Raw genomic sequence first — 21,597 nt, 5'->3', positions numbered from 1 at the left:
TTTCCTCCACTTTTCTATTGACACCTTGCCCACACACAAAATCATACCTCATATCGGCGTCGTGGCCAAGTGGTAAGGCATGGCTCTGCAAAAGCTTGATCCCCGGTTCGAATCCGGGCGACGCCTGGCAGAGTCTCTCAAACGCCTGGATGGTGGAATAGGTAGACACCCAGGACTTAAAATCCTGTGAGTTCACGCTCGTGCGGGTTCAAGTCCCGCTCCAGGTACCAACTTACTTCAATTTAAAATCGCAGAGATCTCCTAAGTCTAAGACTGGCAGATCCATCTGTTTCTCCGAACGGATACCTCCAAATCGGATCTTATAACTCCTAAAAAATACGATATCCGGAAAGACCGTAATTTTAGAAAGCCCAATGGTCTCTTTCCAAATGAAGGAATTCCAACCAGGTTTCAAATCTAACTCTTTAGTTCCTAAATCGTATTTTCTATGAGACCAATATAGTTTGTCCTCATCAAAAGATTCTTCTGAGAATACAGTAACTGAGATCTTAGTCGGTGGGTTAATTGCATCCGGAGAAATATAGATCCCAATAGAATGATCTTCTTCTCTTAGTTTTGCAGGATTTGGATATCTATGAGTGAGACAACCTTCAATAGAAAATTCTGAATTTCCTTCCGAGCCAGAGATTAGGACGGTTTCTGAAATTCTTTTTTCTCTTTCTTTTGTTTGGTTCCTAAAAGGTAGAATACGTTTTTCTATCTTTTTAGTAAGTGTAGAAGAAGAAGCAAAAACTTGTCTTCCATACGCAAGTTCCGGTGGAATAGAAAGTCTCCAAATCCAAAAGGAAGTATTTAGTATGAAGGTCAGGCCTAAGAAGATTACAGAAGAAGTGGAGAATTTAGAAGAAGTTTCCTTTTCTCTTCCCCATAAAAGTCCTGCCAAAGCAAAGAAGGGAAGTGCAACCTCATCATCCAAGAGATAACATTGGAAAAATCCAGCTACCCAGATAAATCCAATTCCGATTAAGGGAAAATTTCCTTCTTCTAAACTAGAAGATACAATCTTTCTAAATAAAAGATAAAAGAATCCAATCCATAAAATTCCGGAAAGCCATCCACCTACGACTGCAAATTCTAAAATATCATTATGTGCATGTTTGTTCGGGGTGATGTACAGCTCATACCAAAGTTGCTCATTCTTCTCTATAAGCGATTTAGAAATATCTGAACTGGTTTCTTTAAATCTTCCTCCCCCTGTGCCTAAGATCGGATTTTCCGCAAGTAGAGGAAGGCTAAGTTTATAGATCCAATATCTCTGGTTTTCTGGGGTTTGGACCTGAGTAAGTTGCGCAAGAGTTCTTTGTAGTAACCAATTCTTTTGGTAAAAGAAACGGACCGGTCCACCCAGAACGATCAAAAGTACGATGACGATTGAAACTCGCCCAAGTGTTATCTTTGGAAATTTACCGGAGAAATCTTTCCGTTTGCTCAAAATAAAATAAACTGTTACTGCAAGAACTCCAAGCCATGCAGACTTACTTTGATTGAGTAGAAATACCCAAAGTGCAAAAAGAAGAAGGACTCCGAATCCAATTATACGTTTTAGATCCTTCTCCTTTATCTTTTGTAAAACAAGAAGTGCAAGTCCTGGAATATAAAAAGAAATCAATCCGCCATAGGTCAAATGAGTGTTCATTAGTCCGATCGGAAGATAAGTTTCGAGACCGAAAAGTGGACCGGCTGGATGTTGCCTTCTATCCCCTGGGGCAGGAGTAAAACCATTTGAGATAAATTTACCCAGTCTATATTCGCTGAAAATGGATGCGATCCCGGAGATCAGAACAAGTAGAAAAGAGATCCAAAGATAACGATAGATCAGCTTTCTATTTTTTTCATCGGAAGAATGTACAGCCGCTATCGGAAATAAGATAGAGAGCCAGAAATCTCCCGCCTCCGATTGTCTTGTAAATGTTTTCCAAAAATTGGAATATTCTTCCCAATGATACAGAGACGAAATGAATACAAGAGAGTAGGCTCCTAAAATGAAACCCCATGGCAGAAGGTAAGATTTTATTTTTTGGAAATTCTCCTTTGGAGAGAATATAAAACAGAAAATGCATAAGCCTGCCAGGATTTGAGAGGCCGAAACAGAAAGTGGAAATGCTACTAGAAATAGTAATAAGGAATAGAATGAGATCTTTCCTGAGGTCTCTGAAATTTGAGAAAAGAAGCTAGGTTTCACCGGTCCCCAGACTTTCCTTTTCCTCCCAGATTTCCAGAAAAAACCGCTGACAAAGAAGGAAAACCTACTATTTTAGGAATTCATTCGCTTCTTTGCGATATTCAAATATATGGCAGAATCCATTAAAACCAAGGAACCTTCTTCCTCTAAAAAAAAGAAATCTAAAGCCAAGACTCCCTTGAGCAGAAATGAGGTCCGGGAAAGATTTTTAAAAAAACTTTCAGTTGCGATCATCACTTATAATGAAGAAGCGAATATAGGGGACTGTATCAAATCCTGCAGAGATATCGCTGACGAAATCGTCGTTTTAGATTCAAACAGTACAGACAAAACAAAGGAGATCAGCGAGTCCTTTCCTGAAGTTCGTTTTTCGTCTCAGAATTTTAAAGGGCATGTAGAACAGAAGAATGACGCGATCTCTCTCTGCAAGAACGAGTGGATTCTTTCTTTGGACGCAGATGAACGTTTGAGTGAAGAACTCAGAGATTCTCTTAGATTGTTTTTAGAAAGTCCTGAAGATCCTTCCTTGAACGGACTCAAAGTTTCTAGACTTACATTTCATATGGGAAGGTTTATTCGTTTCTCAGGATGGTATCCCCAGACCAAATTTCGCATTATCCGAAAATCAAAGTCCAAATGGGTAGGCGAAAATCCTCACGATTACCTGGTGGTAGAGGGGAAAGGTAAAAAGATAAAAGGGGATATACTTCATTATAGTTTTGCAGACCTTTCACAACAAGTGGATACGATCAATAAGTTCTCCTCGATTGTTTCCTGGACTCGATGGAAGAAGAATAAAAAATTCTCGCTAGCTCGTACAATCATCAAACCTTTTGGGAAATTTGTAGAGATCTATATTTTCAAGTTTGGGTTCCTCGACGGATTTCCAGGATTTACGATCGCTATCTCTTCTGCGTATTCCACTTTTCTAAAAGAAGCAAAGGTTTACGAATTGGGGAAAAAATTGATAGAACGCCCTTCTAATCTCCGAAAAGATTACGGGAACTAAGATGGCCAAGGGCAAACAAAAATCAGGATTTTGGAGTAAGCTCTTTTTCTGGAGAAAGAAAAAGAAGGCCGCAGCTGAAATCGAAAAAGAAGTTGTTAGAGATAGTCGCGGTTATACCTGGGAATTAAAAGACCTAAGAGAAAAAGCGGATCGTTTTTTTGTGACCCGTAAAAAACCTTCCGGTGTAATTTTTGAAAGCCCTTCTTTAAAGCTGACTAAAAACAACCGCAATCTGTTCCGTCTAGAAGGTAAGGAAAAATCAGGCAGAGAATATTCTCTAGTAGTCTCGACTGGAAATTATTTAACTGAGCAGGGCGATAAGATTAGCGGGGTGATTTTTTTAGGAGAGGCTGATCTTAACAGACTTTTAAGTGGGGATCATAAGAGTCTAAAAAGTATCTTATCAGGAATTAATACTCCGAATTGGGATGAGGAGTCTTGGGCAGTTTTGCAAGAGGAACCGGATCTAAAACGTTCTGCTGATTCCTGGAAAGAGATCTTAACTTGGGATCCTATTTGGAAACAACAAATCTTGATTAATCTTAGACCGAGCACGATTGCTGTATTACTAGTCTTTCTCGGAAAAGAATTTGAAGATGTTTTTCAGGCAAATTCTTCTGAAAGGGTAAAACGGATCGTCTCCAAAGAACTGTATTTTTTAAACGTAAGCGGGAACAGGAATTCTCCGCATTCCGAAAATTTGACACTGTATGAATTTGATTCAGCTAAAAAGGATTTTGAGTCAGTGCTCTCTAAAATTCGGTCTAAAAAGGATAAATGAGAATGAACTTAAAAGAAATCGCATCCAAACAGATACAGGACTCTATAGAGACTAAAAAAGCAGTATTGGATACACTTCTTCCTCAAATTGAAGAAGCAGGAAAAATTGCTTCTGAAGTATTAAAAAAGGGGAATACGATCCTTTTTTGTGGAAACGGTGGTTCTTCTTGTGATGCATCCCATATTGCCGCAGAACTTGTGGTCCGTTATAAATCAGGCAATGAAAGAAGAGCACTCCCTGCATTAGCATTGAACGCCGATTCTGCGGTTCTGACCGCTTGCTCCAATGATTATGGATATGAGTTTGTGTTTTCTCGTCAGGTAGAAGCTTTTGGAAAACCCGGAGATCTTCTTGTAGGACTTTCAACCAGTGGAAATTCCAAAAACGTGATCGCTGCTATGGAATCCGCCAAAAAGATCGGGATGAAAACGATCTCTTTTTTAGGTGGGGATGGTGGAAAGATGAAAGGAATGGCAGACCTAGATCTCGTCATTCCTAGGAAAGAGACTGCACGCATCCAAGAATCTCATATTCTGATCGGTCATATTGTTTGTTCAATTATAGAATACGAACTCTTTCAGTTAGGATAAAACTTGGAGAGAGATTCTTTCGATACGATTCTTTCTATACAAGATCTGAATGTAAAAATCGGATCTGCTCATATTCTTAAAAACTTCGATTTCCAAATTTCTAAAAAAGAAGTCCACGCATTGGTGGGAGAATCCGGAAGCGGAAAATCCACTTTTGCAAGCGCTGTCCTCGGACTTTTAAGTGAAGATACTTCCATAACCTGGAAAAAATTCAGTATCTTCTCCCAAGATATACCCAGCGGAGATTTTAGCCTTTGGAAAAACTGGCGAGGTAGGCGGATCAGTTTGATACCTCAGACTGCTGCGATCGGTCTCCATCCTTTTTTAAGTATCGGATCTCAGATCCTGGAATATTTTTCTCTCATCCAACCTGAACTTGCAATTCCAGAAACAGGAATTCGACTCCTAAAAGAATTCGGACTTTCCGATCCAGAAGCAGCCTGGAGAGCGAGACCTCACCAACTTTCTGGAGGAGAAAGACAGAGGGTGTTAGTACTACTTTCGGTGTATTCCGGAGCAGAACTTATTCTGGCAGATGAGCCCACATCGGCCTTGGATCCGATTACAGGAAAGGCGATCTTGGAACTTTTGAAATCCAGGGTAAAAGATCTGGGAGCGGGACTTCTATTTATCAGCCATGATCTTAGTTCTGCACGGGAGCTAGCCGATACTATTACAGTGATGAAAAGTGGGGAAAAACTCGAGACCCTGAAAAGCCGAAATGGTGTTTGGGAACCAAGTTTAGAGTATTCCAGAAAACTGTTTACTTTGGATGAAAATCCCGCTTAAATTGCAAAATCTCATGATCCGCACAGTCTTCTTAAACCTTCTGATCATAGCGGCAAGCGTATATCCTTCGTTTGTCGGGGCAGAAAGTATCCATTTAGAAGAATATGATATTTCTAAATATCCTAAGCTTGAATTAAAGCTTAGAGCAGGCAAGGGTGTTCCCTTGGATCAGGAAATACTTACAGTCTCTGAACGAAAAGAAAATCGTTCCAGAAGAGTAGGTCCTCTCAAAATCCATAGATCAGAAGGTACAAGACCAGTCCATATTTATCTGATCACTCAGATGACGAACTCATTCGATCATAATGTGCAAGCCACAGAGATCTTAAAGACGATTGTAGAAAAATCAGATTCCGCTGACAGATTTAGTTTTGTATTTTTTACGGATGATGTATTCTTCTCAAAAGATGACCTGAGTAAAACGGATGCTTTAAAAGAAGCGAAGGTCCCAGGTGGAAAATCCAACAGAAATACTTCTGCAAACCTGGACTATGTTTTTCAAAAGATCTCTCCTCGTTTGAAAGAAACAGATTATATTCTGACCATATTTTATGACCAAGATTTGATTCCTTCTAATGAGGCACAGAACGGAGAATACACTCCGAATATCCCAATCCAAATTTTGTCTTTTCCTTCTAATGGCGCAAAGTTTTTAGCAAAAAGATATGGTGGAACATTCTATTCATTGAATAGCCCAGATTTTAGGACCCAAGTTTTTGGAGATTTGGACTATTTCAGAAAAGAACCTTGGTCCTTGGTTTACGAATCACCTTTTCAAGATGAGTGGCAGTTCCAAGGAAATGGAAATATCGAAGTAGAACTCGAAACTAAAAATTCCAGACGGCTCAGTTTTTCCTACGACCTGCCTTTCCGAACAAGGCTCGCAGTTTTCTTATTACATCCTTCTATCTTTTTACCAAGCTTTACTTTCCTACTAATTCTTACTCTGGTTGCCTTAATTGTAGTTATGAAAAAAGGGAAAAGGCATAGTCCGGAAGGAACTGTAAGCCCGGCAGAAAGACTTCATACAATAGAATTCGAACAAGATGCCTATCGTAAAATGTATGGAAACCAATACCAATTGGTTTATTCGGACGAAGATAGGATCGAAACGGAAAGGGCAGCTCCTGTTGCTCTAAAAGAATTCGAACAGGGTGAATCCTATGAAAAGGCAACACTCGTTTTTAAAGAAGGAAGAAATCCAGGTAAACAATACTCACTCGCAAGAGCCGAGACTAATATAGGAAATTCTGACCTTTGTGATCTGGTTTTATACGAACAATCTGTCAGTAAAAATCATGCTAGGATCAGAAAGGTCCGTAATAGATATATTCTATACGATCTGGTTTCCGAGGCGGGAACCTTCTTGAACGGTAGAAAAATTTTGAGACCAAGAATCTTATACGATTTTGATGAGATAGGGATAGGCAAAGCTCTACTCGTTTTCCGCGGTAAGTGATAGATTCGGGGCCTTCCCTCGGAACCTTCTTTACGAAAAACCCCTGATTTTTAGCATGGAAGAGAGCTTCCGTAAGGAAGTCTAATCTTTACTCTTGAATTACCCCCTGGGGGATCTGCACACCATGAAAACTATGTTCGAAAAAATCTGGGAAGACCATTTGGTCGGTGAATTGGACGGAGGGTCTTATCTACTTTATATAGATAGACATCTCATCCATGAGGTAACGAGTCCCCAGGCTTTCGACGGCATTCGTATGGCAGCAAGAAAGGTTCGTCGTCCAGAAGCTACTTTTGCTACCATGGACCATAACGTTTCCACTCGGATCCGTGACCTGGAATTGGCTGATCCGATCTCTGCCAACCAGATGAAAACTCTTATCAAGAATTGTAATGAGAACGGAATTACTTTATACGATCTAAATCACCCTGACCAAGGGATCATCCATGTGATCGCGCCGGAGATGGGACTCACTCATCCAGGTATGACTATTGTTTGCGGGGACTCCCACACTTCTACTCATGGAGCATTTGGAGCACTTGCTTTCGGAATAGGAACTTCAGAAGTAGAGCATGTGCTTGCTACCCAAACTCTTTTGCAAAGAAGAGCAAAAACAATGGAGATCAGAGTAGATGGCCAACTTTCTCCTCATGTAACCGCTAAGGATATCGTTCTTGCGATCATCGGAAAGATAGGTACTGGTGGAGCAACCGGATATGTAATCGAATATAGAGGATCTGCAATTTCTTCCCTTAGTATGGAAGCTCGTATGACTGTTTGTAATATGTCTATCGAAGCAGGTGCAAGAGCAGGGCTTATCGCTCCTGACCAAACTACTTTTGATTATCTGAAAGGAAAAGATTTCGCTCCTAAAGGTGCAGAATGGGATCTAGCTGTCCAAAAATGGAAACGTTACGTAACAGATGAGGGAGCTAAATTTGATACTAGCATAGTATTAAAAGCAGAAGAGATCGCTCCTCAAGTAACTTGGGGAACTTCTCCAGGACAAGTAGTTCCTGTGACTGGGATTGTTCCTGATCCGAAAGACGCACCTGATGCTGTAGAAAAGATCAGTATCGAAAACGCGCTTAAATATATGGACCTGAAACCTGGACAAAAGATGCAAGATGTCTTTGTGAATAAGGTATTCATCGGTTCTTGCACAAATTCAAGGATTGAAGACTTGAGAGTGGCTGCTACTACTGTAAAAGGTAAGAAGGTATCGAGTAAGGTCCAGGCAATTGTAGTTCCAGGATCCGGCCGTGTGAAACGCCAGGCTGAATCCGAAGGACTGGATAAAATATTTATAGAAGCAGGTTTTGAATGGAGACAACCGGGTTGCTCCATGTGCCTTGCTATGAACGACGATGTTTTACAACCAGGAGACAGATGCGCTTCTACTTCTAATCGTAACTTCGAAGGAAGACAAGGTAAAGGTGGAAGAACTCACCTAGTTGGTCCTGCAATGGCTGCAGCTGCTGCAGTCGAAGGACATTTTGTAGATATTCGGAACTGGAAATAAGGATACTGACTCATGAAACCCTTTACTCAACACGAAGGTTTAGCGGTACTAATTGACCGCCCAAATATAGATACGGATGCAATCATCCCTAAACAATTTTTAAAGAAGATAGAACGTACCGGTTTCGGAATCCATCTATTCCATGATTGGAGATACCTGGATGACGAGGGAACCAAGCCGAATCCTGAGTTTTCTCTAAACCAAGACAGATATAAAGGTGCTTCCGTTCTAGTTACCAGAGACAATTTTGGATGTGGTTCTTCTAGAGAGCATGCTCCTTGGGCATTGGAAGACTACGGGTTTAGGGCAATTATTGCTCCTTCTTACGCCGATATTTTCTACAATAATTGTTTCAAAAACGGTATGCTTCCAGTTGTTTTAAAGCCGGAAGAAGTAGACGAAATTTTCAAAATTGTGGATAAGACTCCGGGAGCCAAAATTAAGATCGATCTGGATAAACAGAATGTGATCAGTCCTTCCGGAAAAGTTTACAATTTTGAAGTGGACTCTTTCCGTAAGTATTGTTTATTCAATGGTTTGGACGATATCGGTTTAACTTTGCAGCATGCTGCAGAAATCTCTTCTTATGAAGAGAAAAATCGAAAAGATGTTCCTTGGTTGTACGCTTCTCATAAGTAATTTTCTAAAAATACAGGACTCTAGAAGACTATGTTCGACGAAATTTCACGCTCCATAGATGAATTCGGCAATAGCCTTCTGGGGGCTTTGAATAATGTTCAAAATGCTTTCGGAAGAGAGCTAAGTGTAGCTAAGCCGATCAAGGAGAATGTTCTCCAGATGATTGGTAATACTCCTCTTATTCGATTGAACCAGATCGGTTCTCATATTCCGAATGTGGAAATTTATCTAAAAGCTGAGTTCTGTAATCCTACCGGAAGTGTAAAAGATAGAACTGCACTTTCTATGATTCTTGCTGCAGAAAGAAGGGGAGAATTAAAACCCGGCGGTTCTATTTTCCAAGCCGGATATAATACTACTGCTATTTCTCTTGCTTGGATCGCTACTCTTCGCCAATACAAGTTTAAAGTATTTTTAGCTCCTGATACAGATCAGGAAAAGATCAAAGAATTAAAATCCTACGGTGCTAGTGTCGAAGTTGTTCAACTTGCAAAAGGCAACTGGGATGATTCTCTTTTAGAAACTGCAAAGGCAGCCAAGGACAAAGAGAAAAATAGCGTGATCCTGAATGAATTCAAGGATATGGCAAACACGAATGCACACTTTTTATTTACCGGGCCTGAAATCTGGAGAGACCTTGCTGGCAATGTGGATGCGTTCGTTGCAGGAGGAGGTTCCGGTGGAACTCTTTCTGGTGTAGGAAGATATTTAAAGAGTAAAAAGCCTTCTTTGAGAGTGATTATGGGAGTGAGCAAAAATTCCCGATTCATCCGTAAAATGATCCAAGGTGATTCCAGTATCCGACTTCCTGAGTCTTTTGATCCAAAAGTGACTGACCAATACATTGGAGTAGATAGAGACGAGGCGCTTCGTTACCAATCCGAGCTTTACCAAAAAGAAGGTATTTTTGCTGGATTGACTACCGGTACCACACTCGCATCTGCCATCCATTATGCGGAAAGCCTTCCTACTCGAGAGGACCAAAAAACTCCTAGCTATAAGATTGTAGTACTTTCTCCTGACCGACTCTAATTGGAATGGAAGAATCTTATTATTCCGCCTTACGTGATTCTTTAAAAAAAGAAAGAAAGGCGGAGCTGGATAAGTATAAAGAAGAAATTTCTTCCTCCGATCTAAACAAAAGAGTCCAAGACGGATTTACCGTATTTCCGCTCGTATTCGAAGACGCTGAATTGAGCGCAGATGGAAATTGGAAGGTTTTACTCAAACCCACAAAATCCAAAAACATTCCTGAACTATTTAGACCAGGTACACCTGTCAGGATCGTAAAAGAATCAGAAGAATATATCTCGGTCCTATTAAAAGCAAACGAAGATTCCTATCTAGTATATATGGAAGAAGTTCCTGATTGGGTAGAAGAGGGCAAACTTGCTTTAGAGATCCTTCCTGATGAGACAAGTTTTAAGGAATGGGACCGGGCCCTAGAAAAAATAATCTCCGCTAAAAAAGGTTCCAGAGAAAAATACTTTGCGGATCTATTCTCGAATCAATTAGAAGTTTCAAAACCGAATTTTAAACCTTTATCAAATCTACCTGAAACACTCAACGATTCTCAAAAGAAAGCAGTATCTGCAATTTTGCAGACAGAAGATTTTATTTTAGTTCATGGACCTCCTGGAACTGGAAAGACTAAAACGATCGTAGAAGCGATCAGGCTTCTCGCCTCCGAGGGAAAAAGAATACTTGCTTCTGCTCCTACGAACTCAGCTTCTGATTTACTTGTAGAATCTTTAGAAAAACTAAAAGTACCAGTTTTAAGAATTGGTCATCCGGCTAGGATGCATCCTGATATTATTCAGAACTCTTTGGAGATGAAATTGAATCATTCTCCAGAAGCAAAGCTGATAGAAAGGGACAGAAAAGAAGTCCAGGAATTATTGAAGAAGGCCCGAAAATACAAGAGAAGTTTTGGCAAAGAAGAAGCAGAAGAAAGAAGAAGCCTTTATAAAGAAGCGGACTCCTTACGAAAAAGTATTAAGGAAAGACAAAAGGTCCTGATCCGGTATCTACTTGAGTCTCATCCGGTAATTGTATGCACTCATACTGGGGCTTCTTCTTACCAACTACATAATTTAGAATTTGATTATGCAATTTTAGATGAGGGTAGCCAAGCAATAGAACCTTCTTCTTGGATACCGATCTTAAAAGCGAATAAGTTTGTAATTGCAGGAGATCCATTTCAACTTCCTCCAACTGTAATCTCGGAAGATCCATTACTAAAGGTTTCCTTAATGGAGAGACTTCTTCCTGTGTTCCAAGACAAGGAAAGAGTTTTTCTTTTGGATACACAGTATCGAATGACAGATCCCATCCAAACATTCCCTAATTTAAAGTTCTATGAGAACAGATTAAAATCCGGATTAGAACAAAACCTTAGAGAGAAAATTCCTTTTGAGTCAGGAGAACCTTTTGGTTCCAGTTTAGTATTTTTAGATAGTTCAGGCACAGACACTGCTGAAGAAAATTCGGAAGGAAGTTTGGGAAATCCTTGGGAAGCAGAGTTTACGGTAAATATAGTAAAGAAGATCATAGATTCCGGATGGGATCCTAAAAATCTCATCCTTCTTTCTCCTTATAGATACCAGAGATATCTTTTGAAACAAAAACTAGAGGAGATCCTGCCGGAGTATTCCTCTCAATTAGATGTGGAAACCGTGGATTCTTTCCAAGGGAGAGAATCGGATGCAGTGGTTTTCAGTTTGGTACGATCTAATCCAGAAGGACAGATCGGATTTTTGTCCGAGACAAGAAGATGGAATGTCGGGATGACCAGAGCTAAAAAACTTTTGGTGATGGTGGGAGATGGTTCCACTTTAGGACAAAATGATTTTTTTAATGATCTACTGGAAACTGTAGAACTTGCGGGAGAGCTTAGAACTGCTTGGGAGTTTTTAGACTAAAACTTACCAACTGAATTTTTTTCGGATCGGAAAATATAATAGTGCGATCCAAACTAATGTAAAACTTACATGCGAGATCAAAATATGAGAAGGATCTTGGACCGGGCAGACAAACTTTAGCCCTAGATTAGAACTCGCTAATAATAGGTTTAAGAATAAAAATCCAGAGAGTCCAGGTCTGGAACTTGCCATATTCCTAAGAATAAACCAAGCCCCGGTTCCGAATATAATCGAAGTTGTTGCTAAGATTACTGAACAAAGTCCGACATGAACATGTGCTGAAGGTTCCTCGGTAAAAAAACGGCTTAAAATAAAAACTGTCCAGGAGAGTAAAAAGCCACCCGCTGCCCAAAATACCCAAGAGGAAGTTTCCTCAGGGAAGGCTAGTTTGCTTAGTAGATAGGCCGAAAAAATTCCCCAAACTAGTAATAATATAGGCTCCGGCCACCATCCAGGAAAAGCATTCGTACGTCCTATTAAATTGGAAGCGGACCATCCTAATACAATTCCTAAAACTACCAAACTTAAACAGGACACGAAAAGGGTATAAATGTTTAGGCTTCCTTTTCCCAGGTCGGAACTCAATGTTTGGATCAGTTTTTCGGTTTTGTCAGATTCTGAATAAGACATGCTTCCTCCCGGTTTAGATTTTCCGCTTTAAAGTAAGAAAGATTGGACATCCTTAAAAAATCCAGTCCAATAGCTATTCTTTATACGACTCATGAATTCATTCGAGTCAAACTGCATAAGGTTACATGGCGGAAAAGCAAGAAATCTGGCAAATTCTTTCGGAAAGGATGCGCTTAGCCCAGGACGGAGATTCTAAGGAATATGAACTCCTTCTTTCCAAATGCAGGGAAATTTTAAATAATCATTTGAGCTCTAAGGTTCGTGACAAAGAAGATCGAGAAGATCTGATCCAGGATATTCTAATTGGTATCCATAAAGCGAGAGCCACATACAGAAGGGAAAAACCGTTTGCACCTTGGTTTTTCTCCATCGCAAGATACAAGACAATCGATTATATCCGCAGAAAAGGCACCAGAGATAGACTAGTGTCTACTGAAATGGAAGGTTTTGCTCAGGAAGAAAAAACTTCTATCGAAGACAAGTGGGAAGTCCAACAAGGACTAGAATCTTGGCTAAATGTTTTGGAACCTAGACAGAGAAGGATCCTTACAATGGCTAAGCTAGAAGGAAAATCGGTCCGAGAAATTTCCGAAACCACTGGACTTTCCGAATCGAATGTTAAGGTGATCGTCCATCGTTCTCTGGAAAAATTGAAACGATTTTTTTCTGAGTCCGAGAGAACGATAGAAGGCTCAAAAACGTCCAAGAAATAGAAAATGCCCGGTAAAACAAAGATCTCCAGGATACCATCGCTCCGAGAAATTTCTCCTGAGGAGTGGAATCTGTTGGGGGATCCTGAAAATCCTTTTTCCAATCACGAATTTTTACATTCTCTGGAACTTTCTTCTTGTGTAGGCGGAAGGACTAGTTGGCATCCTGAGTATTGGGTGGCGGAAGACGAGGATGGGATACATTCCGCTCTTCCTTTTTATCATAAGTATGATTCTTATGGTGAGTATATTTTCGATCATTCCTGGGCGAATTTTTTCTCTCAGAATGGGCTTTCTTATTATCCTAAAGGACTTGTTGCTTATCCATTCACTCCGGTGAACGGTAAGAAAATATTCAGAAGAAATAATGTATCTGCGGAAGAAGCGTTGGATGTCCTACTTCCTCCTTTATTAGAAAATTCAAAAACAGAAGGACTTTCCAGTATCCATTTTCTTTTTTTAGAGGAAGAAGAAGCCAAGGCTTTGGAGAAAAGAGGATTTGCCACTCGCATAACCCACCAATTTCATTGGAAGAATAGAGGTTATACTAGTTTCGAAAATTTTCTGGGAGATTTCAGATCCAAGAAGAGGATACAGATCAAAAAAGAAAGAGAGACAATCAAAGAATCCGGTATTCAGATTTTATGCAAAGAAGGCAAAGATATCGCTGAAGAGGATATGGATTCTATCTATTCTTTTTACACGGAGACTTATTCCAGAAAATGGGGATCTCCTTATTTGAATCGTAAATTTTTTAAGATCATTTTGGAGAAGTTTTCCCAAAATCTGGTATTATTTTTAGCGAAGAAGGATGGGGACACGATAGGCGGAACATTCAATCTCAAAAAAGGAAAGAAGTTGTATGGGAGATACTGGGGTTCTTCTGCACATTATCCTTTTCTACATTTTGAATGTTGTTATTATGCTCCGATTGAATACGCTATCAATAACGGTTTTGAAATTTTCGAAGCTGGAGCTCAAGGAGAGCAGAAGTTTTTAAGAGGATTTCCTGCCGTTCCTACTTATAGCTCTCATTTTATTTTCCATGACCAGGCTCGAAATGCGATTGAACGTTTTTTAGAAAGCGAAAGAATGCATATGCAGGAAATGATAAGGGAAACCAATCTATCTTCCCCATTAAAAGACGAGGCAGTCAGGGGAGAATCCGAAAACCAATGAGCGATTTAAAAACAGAAGAGCAGGTTCTCACTAAAGAGAAACTGAAGCTTAAAAAACCAGCAAAGTACAGGGTAGTAATCTTAAATGATGATTACACGCCTATGGAGTTTGTGGTTTGGATACTTCGCGTGGTATTTTATCGGACTCAGGTCGAGAGCGAACAAATAATGTTACAGGCACATACAACCGGAAAGGCGCTTTGTGGAGTCTATTCTCATGATGTGGCCAAAACAAAAGTGAACGAGACCCATATGCTCGCAGAGGAACACGGACATCCTCTGCATTGCCAAATGGAAATTGAAGAGGGGGAAGAATCATGACATTATCCGAAGAACTAGAAAAATCTCTTAACCAAGCAAGAACGGAAGCCCTCAAAAGGAGAAATGAATACATCACCCTTGAGCATATTCTTCTATCTTTAACTTATGATCCTGTTGCAGCAGATGTTCTTCTTGCCTGCGGTGCGGATCTAGATCTGTTACGTTCCGAGTTAAAAGAGTATCTAGATACTGAAATGGAATCAGTTCCCGACTCTTTTGGTGAGATAGAGCCTGAATACACAATTGGCGCTCAAAGAGTTCTTCAGTTAGCAGCGTTTCAGGTGCAGTCTACACAAAAGAAAAAGTTAGATGGGGGTTATGTATTAGCCTCTCTATTTAGAGAAGATCAGTCTCATGCAGTATTCTTTTTGGGAAAACAGGATATTTCCCGTCTGGATGTTATACGTTATATTTCTCATGGGATCAAAAAGTCTGGAGAGAATGTCGGTGATGGAACTCCAACAGACGAAACTTCCAAAAAACAAAGCGGGGATGCACTGGCAGATTTCTGCGTCAATCTAACTGAAAAAGCAAGCCAAGGCAAATTAGATCCTTTAGTTGGTAGAGCAGAAGAGATCGAAAGAACCATTCATATTCTTGCAAGAAGAAGAAAGAATAATCCTATCTTCGTGGGAGACGCAGGCGTAGGTAAAACTGCCATTGTAGAAGGACTTGCTCTTCAAATTGTAAACGGAAAAGTTCCAGATGTATTAAAGAATACGAAGGTATATTCCTTGGACATGGGATTACTTCTCGCAGGAACTAAGTTCAGAGGAGAGTTCGAGGAAAGGCTGAAGAATGTCGTGCAGTCGATTTCTTCCGATCCGGACAATGTACTTTTTGTGGATGAGATTCATACTATCATTGGTGCTGGTGCTGTATCTGGCGGATCTTTGGATGCTTCGAATCTTTTGAAACCAGCGCTTTCCAATGGGGAACTTCGTTGTATAGGAACTACAACATATAAAGAATATAAAGCAATCTTTGAGAAGGATCATGCACTTTCTAGAAGATTCCAAAAATTGGAAGTAAATGAACCAAGTGTTGAAGAGACCATCCAAATCTTAAAGGGACTTCTTCCTAAATACGAACAATTCCATTCTGTGAAATATTCTGCAGGAGCGGTCGAAGAAGCCGCAAAACTCGCGGAACGTTATATTCTAGATCGTAAACTTCCGGACAAAGCAATCGATCTAATCGACGAGGCAGGAGCAAAAGTTAAACTTAGAGAAAGTTCCAAATCTAAGATCGTGAGTGTAAAAGAAATCGAAGAACTTGTGTCGAAAATTTCTAAAATTCCTCCAAGGACAGTTAAAGCAGACGATCGAGAAAAGCTCAAGAACTTGGATGAAGAATTAAAAGGTAAAATTTATGGTCAGGACAAGGCTGTAATAGAACTCGTGCAAGCGATCCGACTTTCCAGAAGCGGTTTATCAGAGCCAGGGAAACCTGTTGGATCTTTCTTATTCGCAGGACCAACAGGTGTGGGTAAAACTGAATTATCCAAACAACTTGCTGCAATCTTAGGTGTGGAATTCATCCGGTTCGATATGAGTGAGTATATGGAAAAACATACGGTATCACGTCTTATCGGATCTCCTCCAGGGTATGTTGGGTTTGAGCAGGGCGGTCAGTTGACAGATGCGATCGTTCGCACTCCGCATTGTGTTCTACTTTTAGATGAAATTGAAAAGGCTCATGAGGATATTTATAATATTCTTTTGCAGATCATGGATCATGCTACTCTTACTGATAATAACGGTAGAAAGGCTGATTTCAAACAAGTCATTCTGATCATGACCACAAATACAGGTGCCAGAGAAAGGGCCTCTAATCCATTAGGGTTTGATAATACTGCTTTGACCGACAGAGGTTTGAAAGCCATCGAAAAGCAATTTTCTCCCGAGTTCCGAAACAGATTAACTGCAGTAATAGAATTTGCATCTTTGGATGAAGGAACGGTTTCTAAGGTTGTTCGTAAACAGTTAGAACTTTTGGAAACTAGACTAAAAGAAAAAAGTATCCAACTTCATTATGGAGAGGATGTTCTAATCTGGATCGCTAAAAAATCTTATGATCCTCTATTTGGGGCAAGGCCAGTCCAAAGATGGATTGATTCCAATATTTCCAAAAAACTCTCTGAAGAGATCTTATTCGGAGAATTAAAAAACGGCGGGGATGTGAATTTGGAAATACAAAACGAAGAACTTAAATTAGTCTTCCGTTCTAGAGAAAAATAATGTCTTTTAGAACGGTTAGACCTAATCCCAAATATTTCTTCTTATTTTCTATTTTGCTTCTTCTTGCGTTTGTATCCTGCAAGAAGAACGTTTTATTTGTTGAAGGAAGGGAAGTTTCTACACAGAACCTTGTCGCTCCTAAATTCGGAATCGATCCAAACACTCTATTTGCTGAATCTAAAAAGATTATGATCTCTACGGATTCTATTGATGCTTCTAAGGTCGGATTGGAGATTTATAAGAAGGGTGGTAACACTATTGATGTGGCCGTTGCTTCTTCCTTTGCAGTTTCTGTTACCCGCCCTTCTTCCACAGGCATCGGAGGAGGGGGATTTTTAGTTTATCACCATGCAAAATCAGGAAAGTCATATGCTTTCGATTTCAGGGAAAGAGCTCCTTTATTAGCAAGCCGTAATATGTATAAAGGACGCCCAAAGGAAGAATCCCTGCTCGGATATAAATCTGTGGGAGTTCCCGGAATGGTGGCGGGTCTAGTTCAGATCCATAAGAAGTTCGGTAAACTTCCTCTAAAAGATGTTTTAGCTCCTGCAATCCGATTAGCAGAGGAAGGATTTGTAGTATATCCAGATCTTTCAGAGGCAATCCAAGAATCAGAACAAGATATGAGCCCAGGTATGAAAAAAATATTTATACCAGGTGGAAAGATTCCTGAGTCGGGTGAAGTATTTGTTCAAAAGGATTTAGCAAAAACTCTTAGGATCATTTCTGAAACGGGAGATAAGGATTTTTATACTGGTGCAATCGCAAAGGCTCTCGCAGAGGAAGTTTCTACAAACGGTGGGCCAATTCATTTCAATGATCTAAAAAGTTATAAGGTAAAAGAAGAAAAACCTTTAGAAATTACTTATAGAAATTATAATATTAGAACTATGTTTCCTCCTTCTTCGGGAGTTCATCTTTTTACAATGTTAAAGATGCTGGAAACAAAAGAGCTTCATTCAATGTATGATTTTTCCCAAAGCGATTATTATCATTTCTTGGCAGAAGTTATGAGAAGAGGATATTCTGATCGAGCGGTCTTGGGTGGAGATCCTGGATACACCAAGATCCCAGTGGAAACTTTGATCTCATCTGACTATGCCAAAGAAAAAATTTCAGACTTTAATCCTGGAAAAGCGACTCCAAGTTCTACTTACTTAAGCAGATTAAACTTAAAGGCAGAATCTCCCCAGACCACTCATATTTCTGTAGTGGATGCAGAAGGAAATGCAGTTTCCACTACACATTCCATCAATTATAGATTTGGTGCAGCTGTTGTTTTAGAAGGTTATGGCTTTGTTCTGAATGATACAATGGATGATTTTAGTCGTTCTCCGGGTGAGCCTAATGTGTATGGTTTGATCGGCGCAGAGGCAAATTCTATCCAACCTGGAAAAACGCCTTTAAGTTCCATGTCTCCCACAATTGTTTTGAAAAACGGCGAGACATTTTTAGTAACAGGTGCGCCTGGAGGTTCTTATATAGTCAATGCGGTATTACAATCCATATTGTTTACACTGGATTTAAATTTGACCTTATATGAGTCAGTCGCTAGAGGAAGAATACATCATCAATTCTTTCCTGACGCACTTTCCGTCGAAGGCCCCGCGACTGATACTGCAACTTTTAATCAGCTTAAGGCAAAAAAACACGAGGTAAGACTCGGTAATAATATGGCGAAACTATTCTGCGTAAAAAGAGAGAATGGTACATTATATGGTGCTGCGGATCCTAGGGGAGACGGAATTCCTCTGGGGGAATAATATTGAAAAAAAGAACTAGGAATATAAAATGAATCGATCCGCCAAAACTCCGGTATTTCCAAATCTGCGTCATGCTGTTAAGGCTAAACATGGTTTGGAAAAGGAAAGTATGCGCATATTTTTCGATGGAAAAATTGCTACTACTCCTCATCCGGAATCCTTAGGTTCCAGTCTTACTAACCATTTTATTAAGACAGATTTTTCGGAACCACAGCTTGAGTTTGCTACGAATCCTCGCCCGCGAATTGAGGCTATCGTAAGAGAATTACAAGATCTGCATATATTCACCTCCAGGCATCTAAAAGAGGAATGGATCTGGCCTTTTAGTATGCCTCCAATTCTTCCGAAAGAAGATAAAGACATTCCTCTGGGACAATATGGTCATTCTTTTTCTGGAGAATGGAAGACAGTCTATCGAAATGGGTTAGGTCTTCGTTATGGAAGGAGAATGCAAACGATCTCAGGTGTGCATTATAATTTCTCATTTTCCAATCTATTCTTAAAACAAATTTTAGGAAAAGAGATTCATTCCTTCACTAAAGAAGAAATTTCTGAATTATATCTTTCGGTTACACGAAACTTTATGAGAAGGGTGCCTGAAATTTTATACTTAACCGGTGCCACTCCGGTTTTTGATGAAACTTTTTTGCCTGTGCAGAGCGATTTTCCTTTTGTTAAGCATAAAAATCATACTTACTATGCTCCTTACGCTACTTCTTTAAGAATGAGCGAGATTGGATACACGAGCAAAGTTCAAGATGAACTTCCTATCAATTATAATTCCTTAAAGGAATATATAGATGGAATGTGTTATGCAGTGAGCACTCCTTATCCGAAATATCAACCTTACGGTGGAATTCCGAACCAGCTAAACGATCATTATCTGCAAATTGAAAACGAATTTTATTCTCCAATCCGACCTAAACAAATTCCTAAAAATGATGAAAGACCATTAGATGCGCTTCAAAGTCGGGGAATCCAATACATTGAGATCCGTTGTTTGGATCTACAACCTGAATCCCCAACTGGAATCCATAAACCGAGTTTAGGCTATATACAAATGGTTCTTCTTGATGGATTATTGAAGGAAAGCAAATCCATTGATCAAAAGGAAAAACTTAGGATCAGAGAAAATACGAAAAGGATTATCTGGGAAGGAAGAAAGCCAGGCTTAACAGTCTTGGACGATGATGGGGAAGAGAAAGATTTCCTTACTAGAGGAAAAGAATTTACTCAAAGCCTGTTGCCGATCGCGGAAGAATTGGATCGTCATACCGGAAAAAGATTCTACCAAGAAATATTAAATATTATGAATAAACGCTGGGAAGACCCAAAATGTACACCTTCCGGAAAAGTAATGGATCGGATTTTAAATGAGGGTTGGGAATTCAGAGATTTGGGTATCCATTTAGCTAAAGAAAACTACAGAAACCAATCCCAAATGGAGCTAACACCTGGTAAATTCGCTATGTTTGCCAAGGAAGTCCAGAAATCTCTGGCTGAAAAAGTCAAAATAGAAGAATCCGAAAAAGTAAAAAAGAACCCGACTGCAAGGATCTGCAACCATTGAAATATAAACTGGAAGCCGGGCAGAAATTAGATCCAAATGAATTCATCCTAAAAGGATTCGAGGATCTGGAAATTTCTACTCAGATCGTGATCCGAGACGCACTCAATCGAGGATTGGAAGTAGAAGTTTTGGATAGGCCCAGTCATTTTATCCGGCTCAAAGGTCAAGGGATCACAAGACTTGTAAAAGAAGCTTCCAAAACGGAACTGGATTCATATATGACCTTTCTCGTGATGGAAAATAAAACTATCACTAAACGTATTTTAGAAGAATCGAATATATTGGTGCCGAGAGGAACTGCAGTCTCAGATCTAAATTCGGGATTAGAATTCTTAAATAAAAACTCAGACAGAAAAATGGTGGTCAAACCTGTTACTACCAATTTCGGGATTGGGATCAGTATTCTTCCTCCTTCTTCTTCTAATGGAGAAAAAAAGAAGGCTCTGGAAATTGCACTTGGATTTTCAGAAACTGCAATCGTAGAAGAATTCGCGGAAGGAAATGAATATAGATTTTTAGTGATAGGGGACGAATGTGTCGCGGTATGCAATCGTATTCCTGCGAATGTTACTGGTGATGGTAAAAAGACCATCCGTGAGTTAATAGAAGAAAAAAACTCTGATCCAAGAAGAGGAGTTGGGCATGTGACTCCTCTGGAGAAGATCCGTTTGGATGATACAGAATTGAGTGTTCTTAATGAATCTGGAAAAACTCCTGATACAATCCCTGCCTCAGGAGAAAAGGTTTTCATCCGTAAAAACTCAAATATAAGCACAGGCGGAGATTCAGTAGATGTAACTGATATTGCAGATTCTTCTTATAAAACACTGGCAGTGCAAGCTGCAAAAGCAGTAGAAGCAAAGATTTGCGGTGTAGATATTATAGTAAAAAATCTGGAATCAGAAGGAGATTATAGGATCTTAGAATTAAACTTCAATCCAGTATTATATATTCATAATTATCCTTATTCAGGAAAAAATAGAAGGGTGGGAGAAAAAATTTTAGATGTATTAGGTTACAGTTCCTAATTTTTGGATCTTACTTTTTACATAGTCCACTATATCTCTGGACTCGTACATCTTGATATCACCATCTACCAGAAAAGGAACCTGAGATAGTCCTCCTAAACGTAGGACTTCCTCTCTGCCTGGGGTTCCTCTGCTAGCCTCCACCAATTCATAATCCTTACCTTCTTTCAGGCCCATTTCTGAAAAATGGCCTCGAACAAACGCACAATAAGGACAGGTATCGTATTGGAAGAGTTTCATCATA

General features: G+C 39.7%; 19 protein-coding genes and 2 tRNA genes. 18 read left to right on the top strand and 3 right to left on the bottom strand.

Annotated features, from left to right (window positions below; translation table 11 throughout):
- Positions 1-55: 55 nt before the first annotated feature.
- Together B1C82_RS17495 and B1C82_RS17490 are read left to right on the top strand one after the other, a co-directional pair.
- Positions 56-126 (top strand) — tRNA-Cys (locus tag B1C82_RS17495).
- Positions 127-143: 17 nt separating this feature from the next.
- A tRNA-Leu gene (locus tag B1C82_RS17490) sits at positions 144-230 on the top strand.
- Between the two features lie 2 nt (positions 231-232).
- Here B1C82_RS17490 and B1C82_RS17485 read toward each other — a convergent pair.
- Positions 233-2,203, bottom strand: coding sequence for an O-antigen ligase family protein (locus B1C82_RS17485; protein ID WP_086448881.1), 1,971 nt, complete (start codon positions 2,201-2,203; stop codon positions 233-235).
- A gap of 109 nt (positions 2,204-2,312) precedes the next feature.
- Between B1C82_RS17485 and B1C82_RS17480 the strand changes: the two genes are divergently transcribed.
- From B1C82_RS17480 to B1C82_RS17440, 9 genes are all read left to right on the top strand, one after another.
- Positions 2,313-3,212, top strand: coding sequence for a glycosyltransferase family 2 protein (locus B1C82_RS17480; RefSeq protein WP_086448880.1), 900 nt, complete (start codon positions 2,313-2,315; stop codon positions 3,210-3,212).
- A 1-nt stretch (position 3,213) separates the two neighbouring features.
- Positions 3,214-3,993: an LBBP_01157 family protein gene (locus B1C82_RS17475; RefSeq protein WP_086448879.1), complete on the top strand. Its 780-nt coding sequence runs from the start codon at positions 3,214-3,216 to the stop codon at positions 3,991-3,993.
- Positions 3,994-3,995: 2 nt separating this feature from the next.
- Positions 3,996-4,583, top strand: coding sequence for a D-sedoheptulose 7-phosphate isomerase (gmhA, locus tag B1C82_RS17470; protein WP_086448878.1), 588 nt, complete (start codon positions 3,996-3,998; stop codon positions 4,581-4,583).
- Positions 4,584-4,586: 3 nt separating this feature from the next.
- The gene (locus B1C82_RS17465; RefSeq protein ID WP_086448877.1) at positions 4,587-5,372 is read left to right on the top strand and encodes an ATP-binding cassette domain-containing protein; all 786 of its coding nucleotides are present in this window, start codon (positions 4,587-4,589) and stop codon (positions 5,370-5,372) included.
- On the top strand, positions 5,356-6,831 hold the full coding sequence (locus B1C82_RS17460; RefSeq protein ID WP_086448876.1) for an FHA domain-containing protein: 1,476 nt from the start codon (positions 5,356-5,358) through the stop codon (positions 6,829-6,831). The genes B1C82_RS17465 and B1C82_RS17460 overlap by 17 nt, the downstream gene beginning before the upstream one ends.
- Before the next feature lie 124 nt (positions 6,832-6,955).
- A complete protein-coding gene (gene leuC / locus B1C82_RS17455; RefSeq protein ID WP_086448875.1) occupies positions 6,956-8,353 on the top strand; it encodes a 3-isopropylmalate dehydratase large subunit in 1,398 nt (465 codons plus the stop codon).
- Positions 8,354-8,365: 12 nt separating this feature from the next.
- A complete protein-coding gene (gene leuD, locus B1C82_RS17450) occupies positions 8,366-8,992 on the top strand; it encodes a 3-isopropylmalate dehydratase small subunit (protein ID WP_086448874.1) in 627 nt (208 codons plus the stop codon).
- Between the two features lie 30 nt (positions 8,993-9,022).
- Positions 9,023-10,024: a PLP-dependent cysteine synthase family protein gene (locus tag B1C82_RS17445; protein WP_086448873.1), complete on the top strand. Its 1,002-nt coding sequence runs from the start codon at positions 9,023-9,025 to the stop codon at positions 10,022-10,024.
- Positions 10,025-10,029: 5 nt separating this feature from the next.
- A complete protein-coding gene (locus B1C82_RS17440) occupies positions 10,030-11,913 on the top strand; it encodes an AAA domain-containing protein (protein ID WP_086448872.1) in 1,884 nt (627 codons plus the stop codon).
- Positions 11,914-11,916: 3 nt separating this feature from the next.
- Here the strand turns inward: B1C82_RS17440 and B1C82_RS17435 are convergent, their stop codons facing one another.
- Positions 11,917-12,543 carry an NrsF family protein gene (locus B1C82_RS17435; protein WP_086448871.1) on the bottom strand — a complete coding sequence of 209 codons (627 nt, stop codon included), beginning with the start codon at positions 12,541-12,543 and terminating at the stop codon, positions 11,917-11,919.
- Between the two features lie 125 nt (positions 12,544-12,668).
- Here B1C82_RS17435 and B1C82_RS17430 point away from each other — a divergent pair, with 125 nt between their 5' ends.
- From B1C82_RS17430 to gshAB, 7 genes are read left to right on the top strand one after another with little or no spacing between them, the layout of a single operon-like run.
- Positions 12,669-13,256 carry an RNA polymerase sigma factor gene (locus tag B1C82_RS17430; protein WP_086448870.1) on the top strand — a complete coding sequence of 196 codons (588 nt, stop codon included), beginning with the start codon at positions 12,669-12,671 and terminating at the stop codon, positions 13,254-13,256.
- A 3-nt stretch (positions 13,257-13,259) separates the two neighbouring features.
- Positions 13,260-14,432 (top strand): GNAT family N-acetyltransferase, encoded by a 1,173-nt coding sequence (locus B1C82_RS17425; protein ID WP_086448869.1) that lies wholly within the window; start codon positions 13,260-13,262, stop codon positions 14,430-14,432.
- A complete protein-coding gene (gene clpS / locus B1C82_RS17420; protein WP_086448868.1) occupies positions 14,429-14,752 on the top strand; it encodes an ATP-dependent Clp protease adapter ClpS in 324 nt (107 codons plus the stop codon). The genes B1C82_RS17425 and clpS overlap by 4 nt, the downstream gene beginning before the upstream one ends.
- Entirely contained in the window at positions 14,749-16,992 is a 2,244-nt protein-coding gene (clpA, locus tag B1C82_RS17415; RefSeq protein WP_086448867.1) for an ATP-dependent Clp protease ATP-binding subunit ClpA, read from the top strand. Before clpS ends, clpA begins: the two co-directional genes overlap by 4 nt.
- The gene (gene ggt / locus B1C82_RS17410) at positions 16,992-18,755 is read left to right on the top strand and encodes a gamma-glutamyltransferase (RefSeq protein WP_086448866.1); all 1,764 of its coding nucleotides are present in this window, start codon (positions 16,992-16,994) and stop codon (positions 18,753-18,755) included. Before clpA ends, ggt begins: the two co-directional genes overlap by 1 nt.
- Before the next feature lie 28 nt (positions 18,756-18,783).
- A complete protein-coding gene (gene gshA, locus B1C82_RS17405; RefSeq protein WP_086448865.1) occupies positions 18,784-20,325 on the top strand; it encodes a glutamate--cysteine ligase in 1,542 nt (513 codons plus the stop codon).
- The gene (gene gshAB, locus B1C82_RS17400) at positions 20,313-21,353 is read left to right on the top strand and encodes a bifunctional glutamate--cysteine ligase GshA/glutathione synthetase GshB (protein ID WP_162494901.1); all 1,041 of its coding nucleotides are present in this window, start codon (positions 20,313-20,315) and stop codon (positions 21,351-21,353) included. Before gshA ends, gshAB begins: the two co-directional genes overlap by 13 nt.
- Here gshAB and B1C82_RS17395 read toward each other — a convergent pair.
- Positions 21,336-21,596: a glutathione S-transferase N-terminal domain-containing protein gene (locus tag B1C82_RS17395; protein WP_086448863.1), complete on the bottom strand. Its 261-nt coding sequence runs from the start codon at positions 21,594-21,596 to the stop codon at positions 21,336-21,338. The two genes, gshAB and B1C82_RS17395, sit on opposite strands and share 18 nt — an antisense overlap.
- Position 21,597 lies beyond the last annotated feature (1 nt).

It is taken from the genome of Leptospira venezuelensis, assembly GCF_002150035.1.
Taxonomy (GTDB): domain Bacteria; phylum Spirochaetota; class Leptospiria; order Leptospirales; family Leptospiraceae; genus Leptospira_B; species Leptospira_B venezuelensis.
The sequence above is the reverse complement of the archived record's forward strand: the minus strand, read 5'-3'. Positions and strand labels throughout refer to the sequence as shown.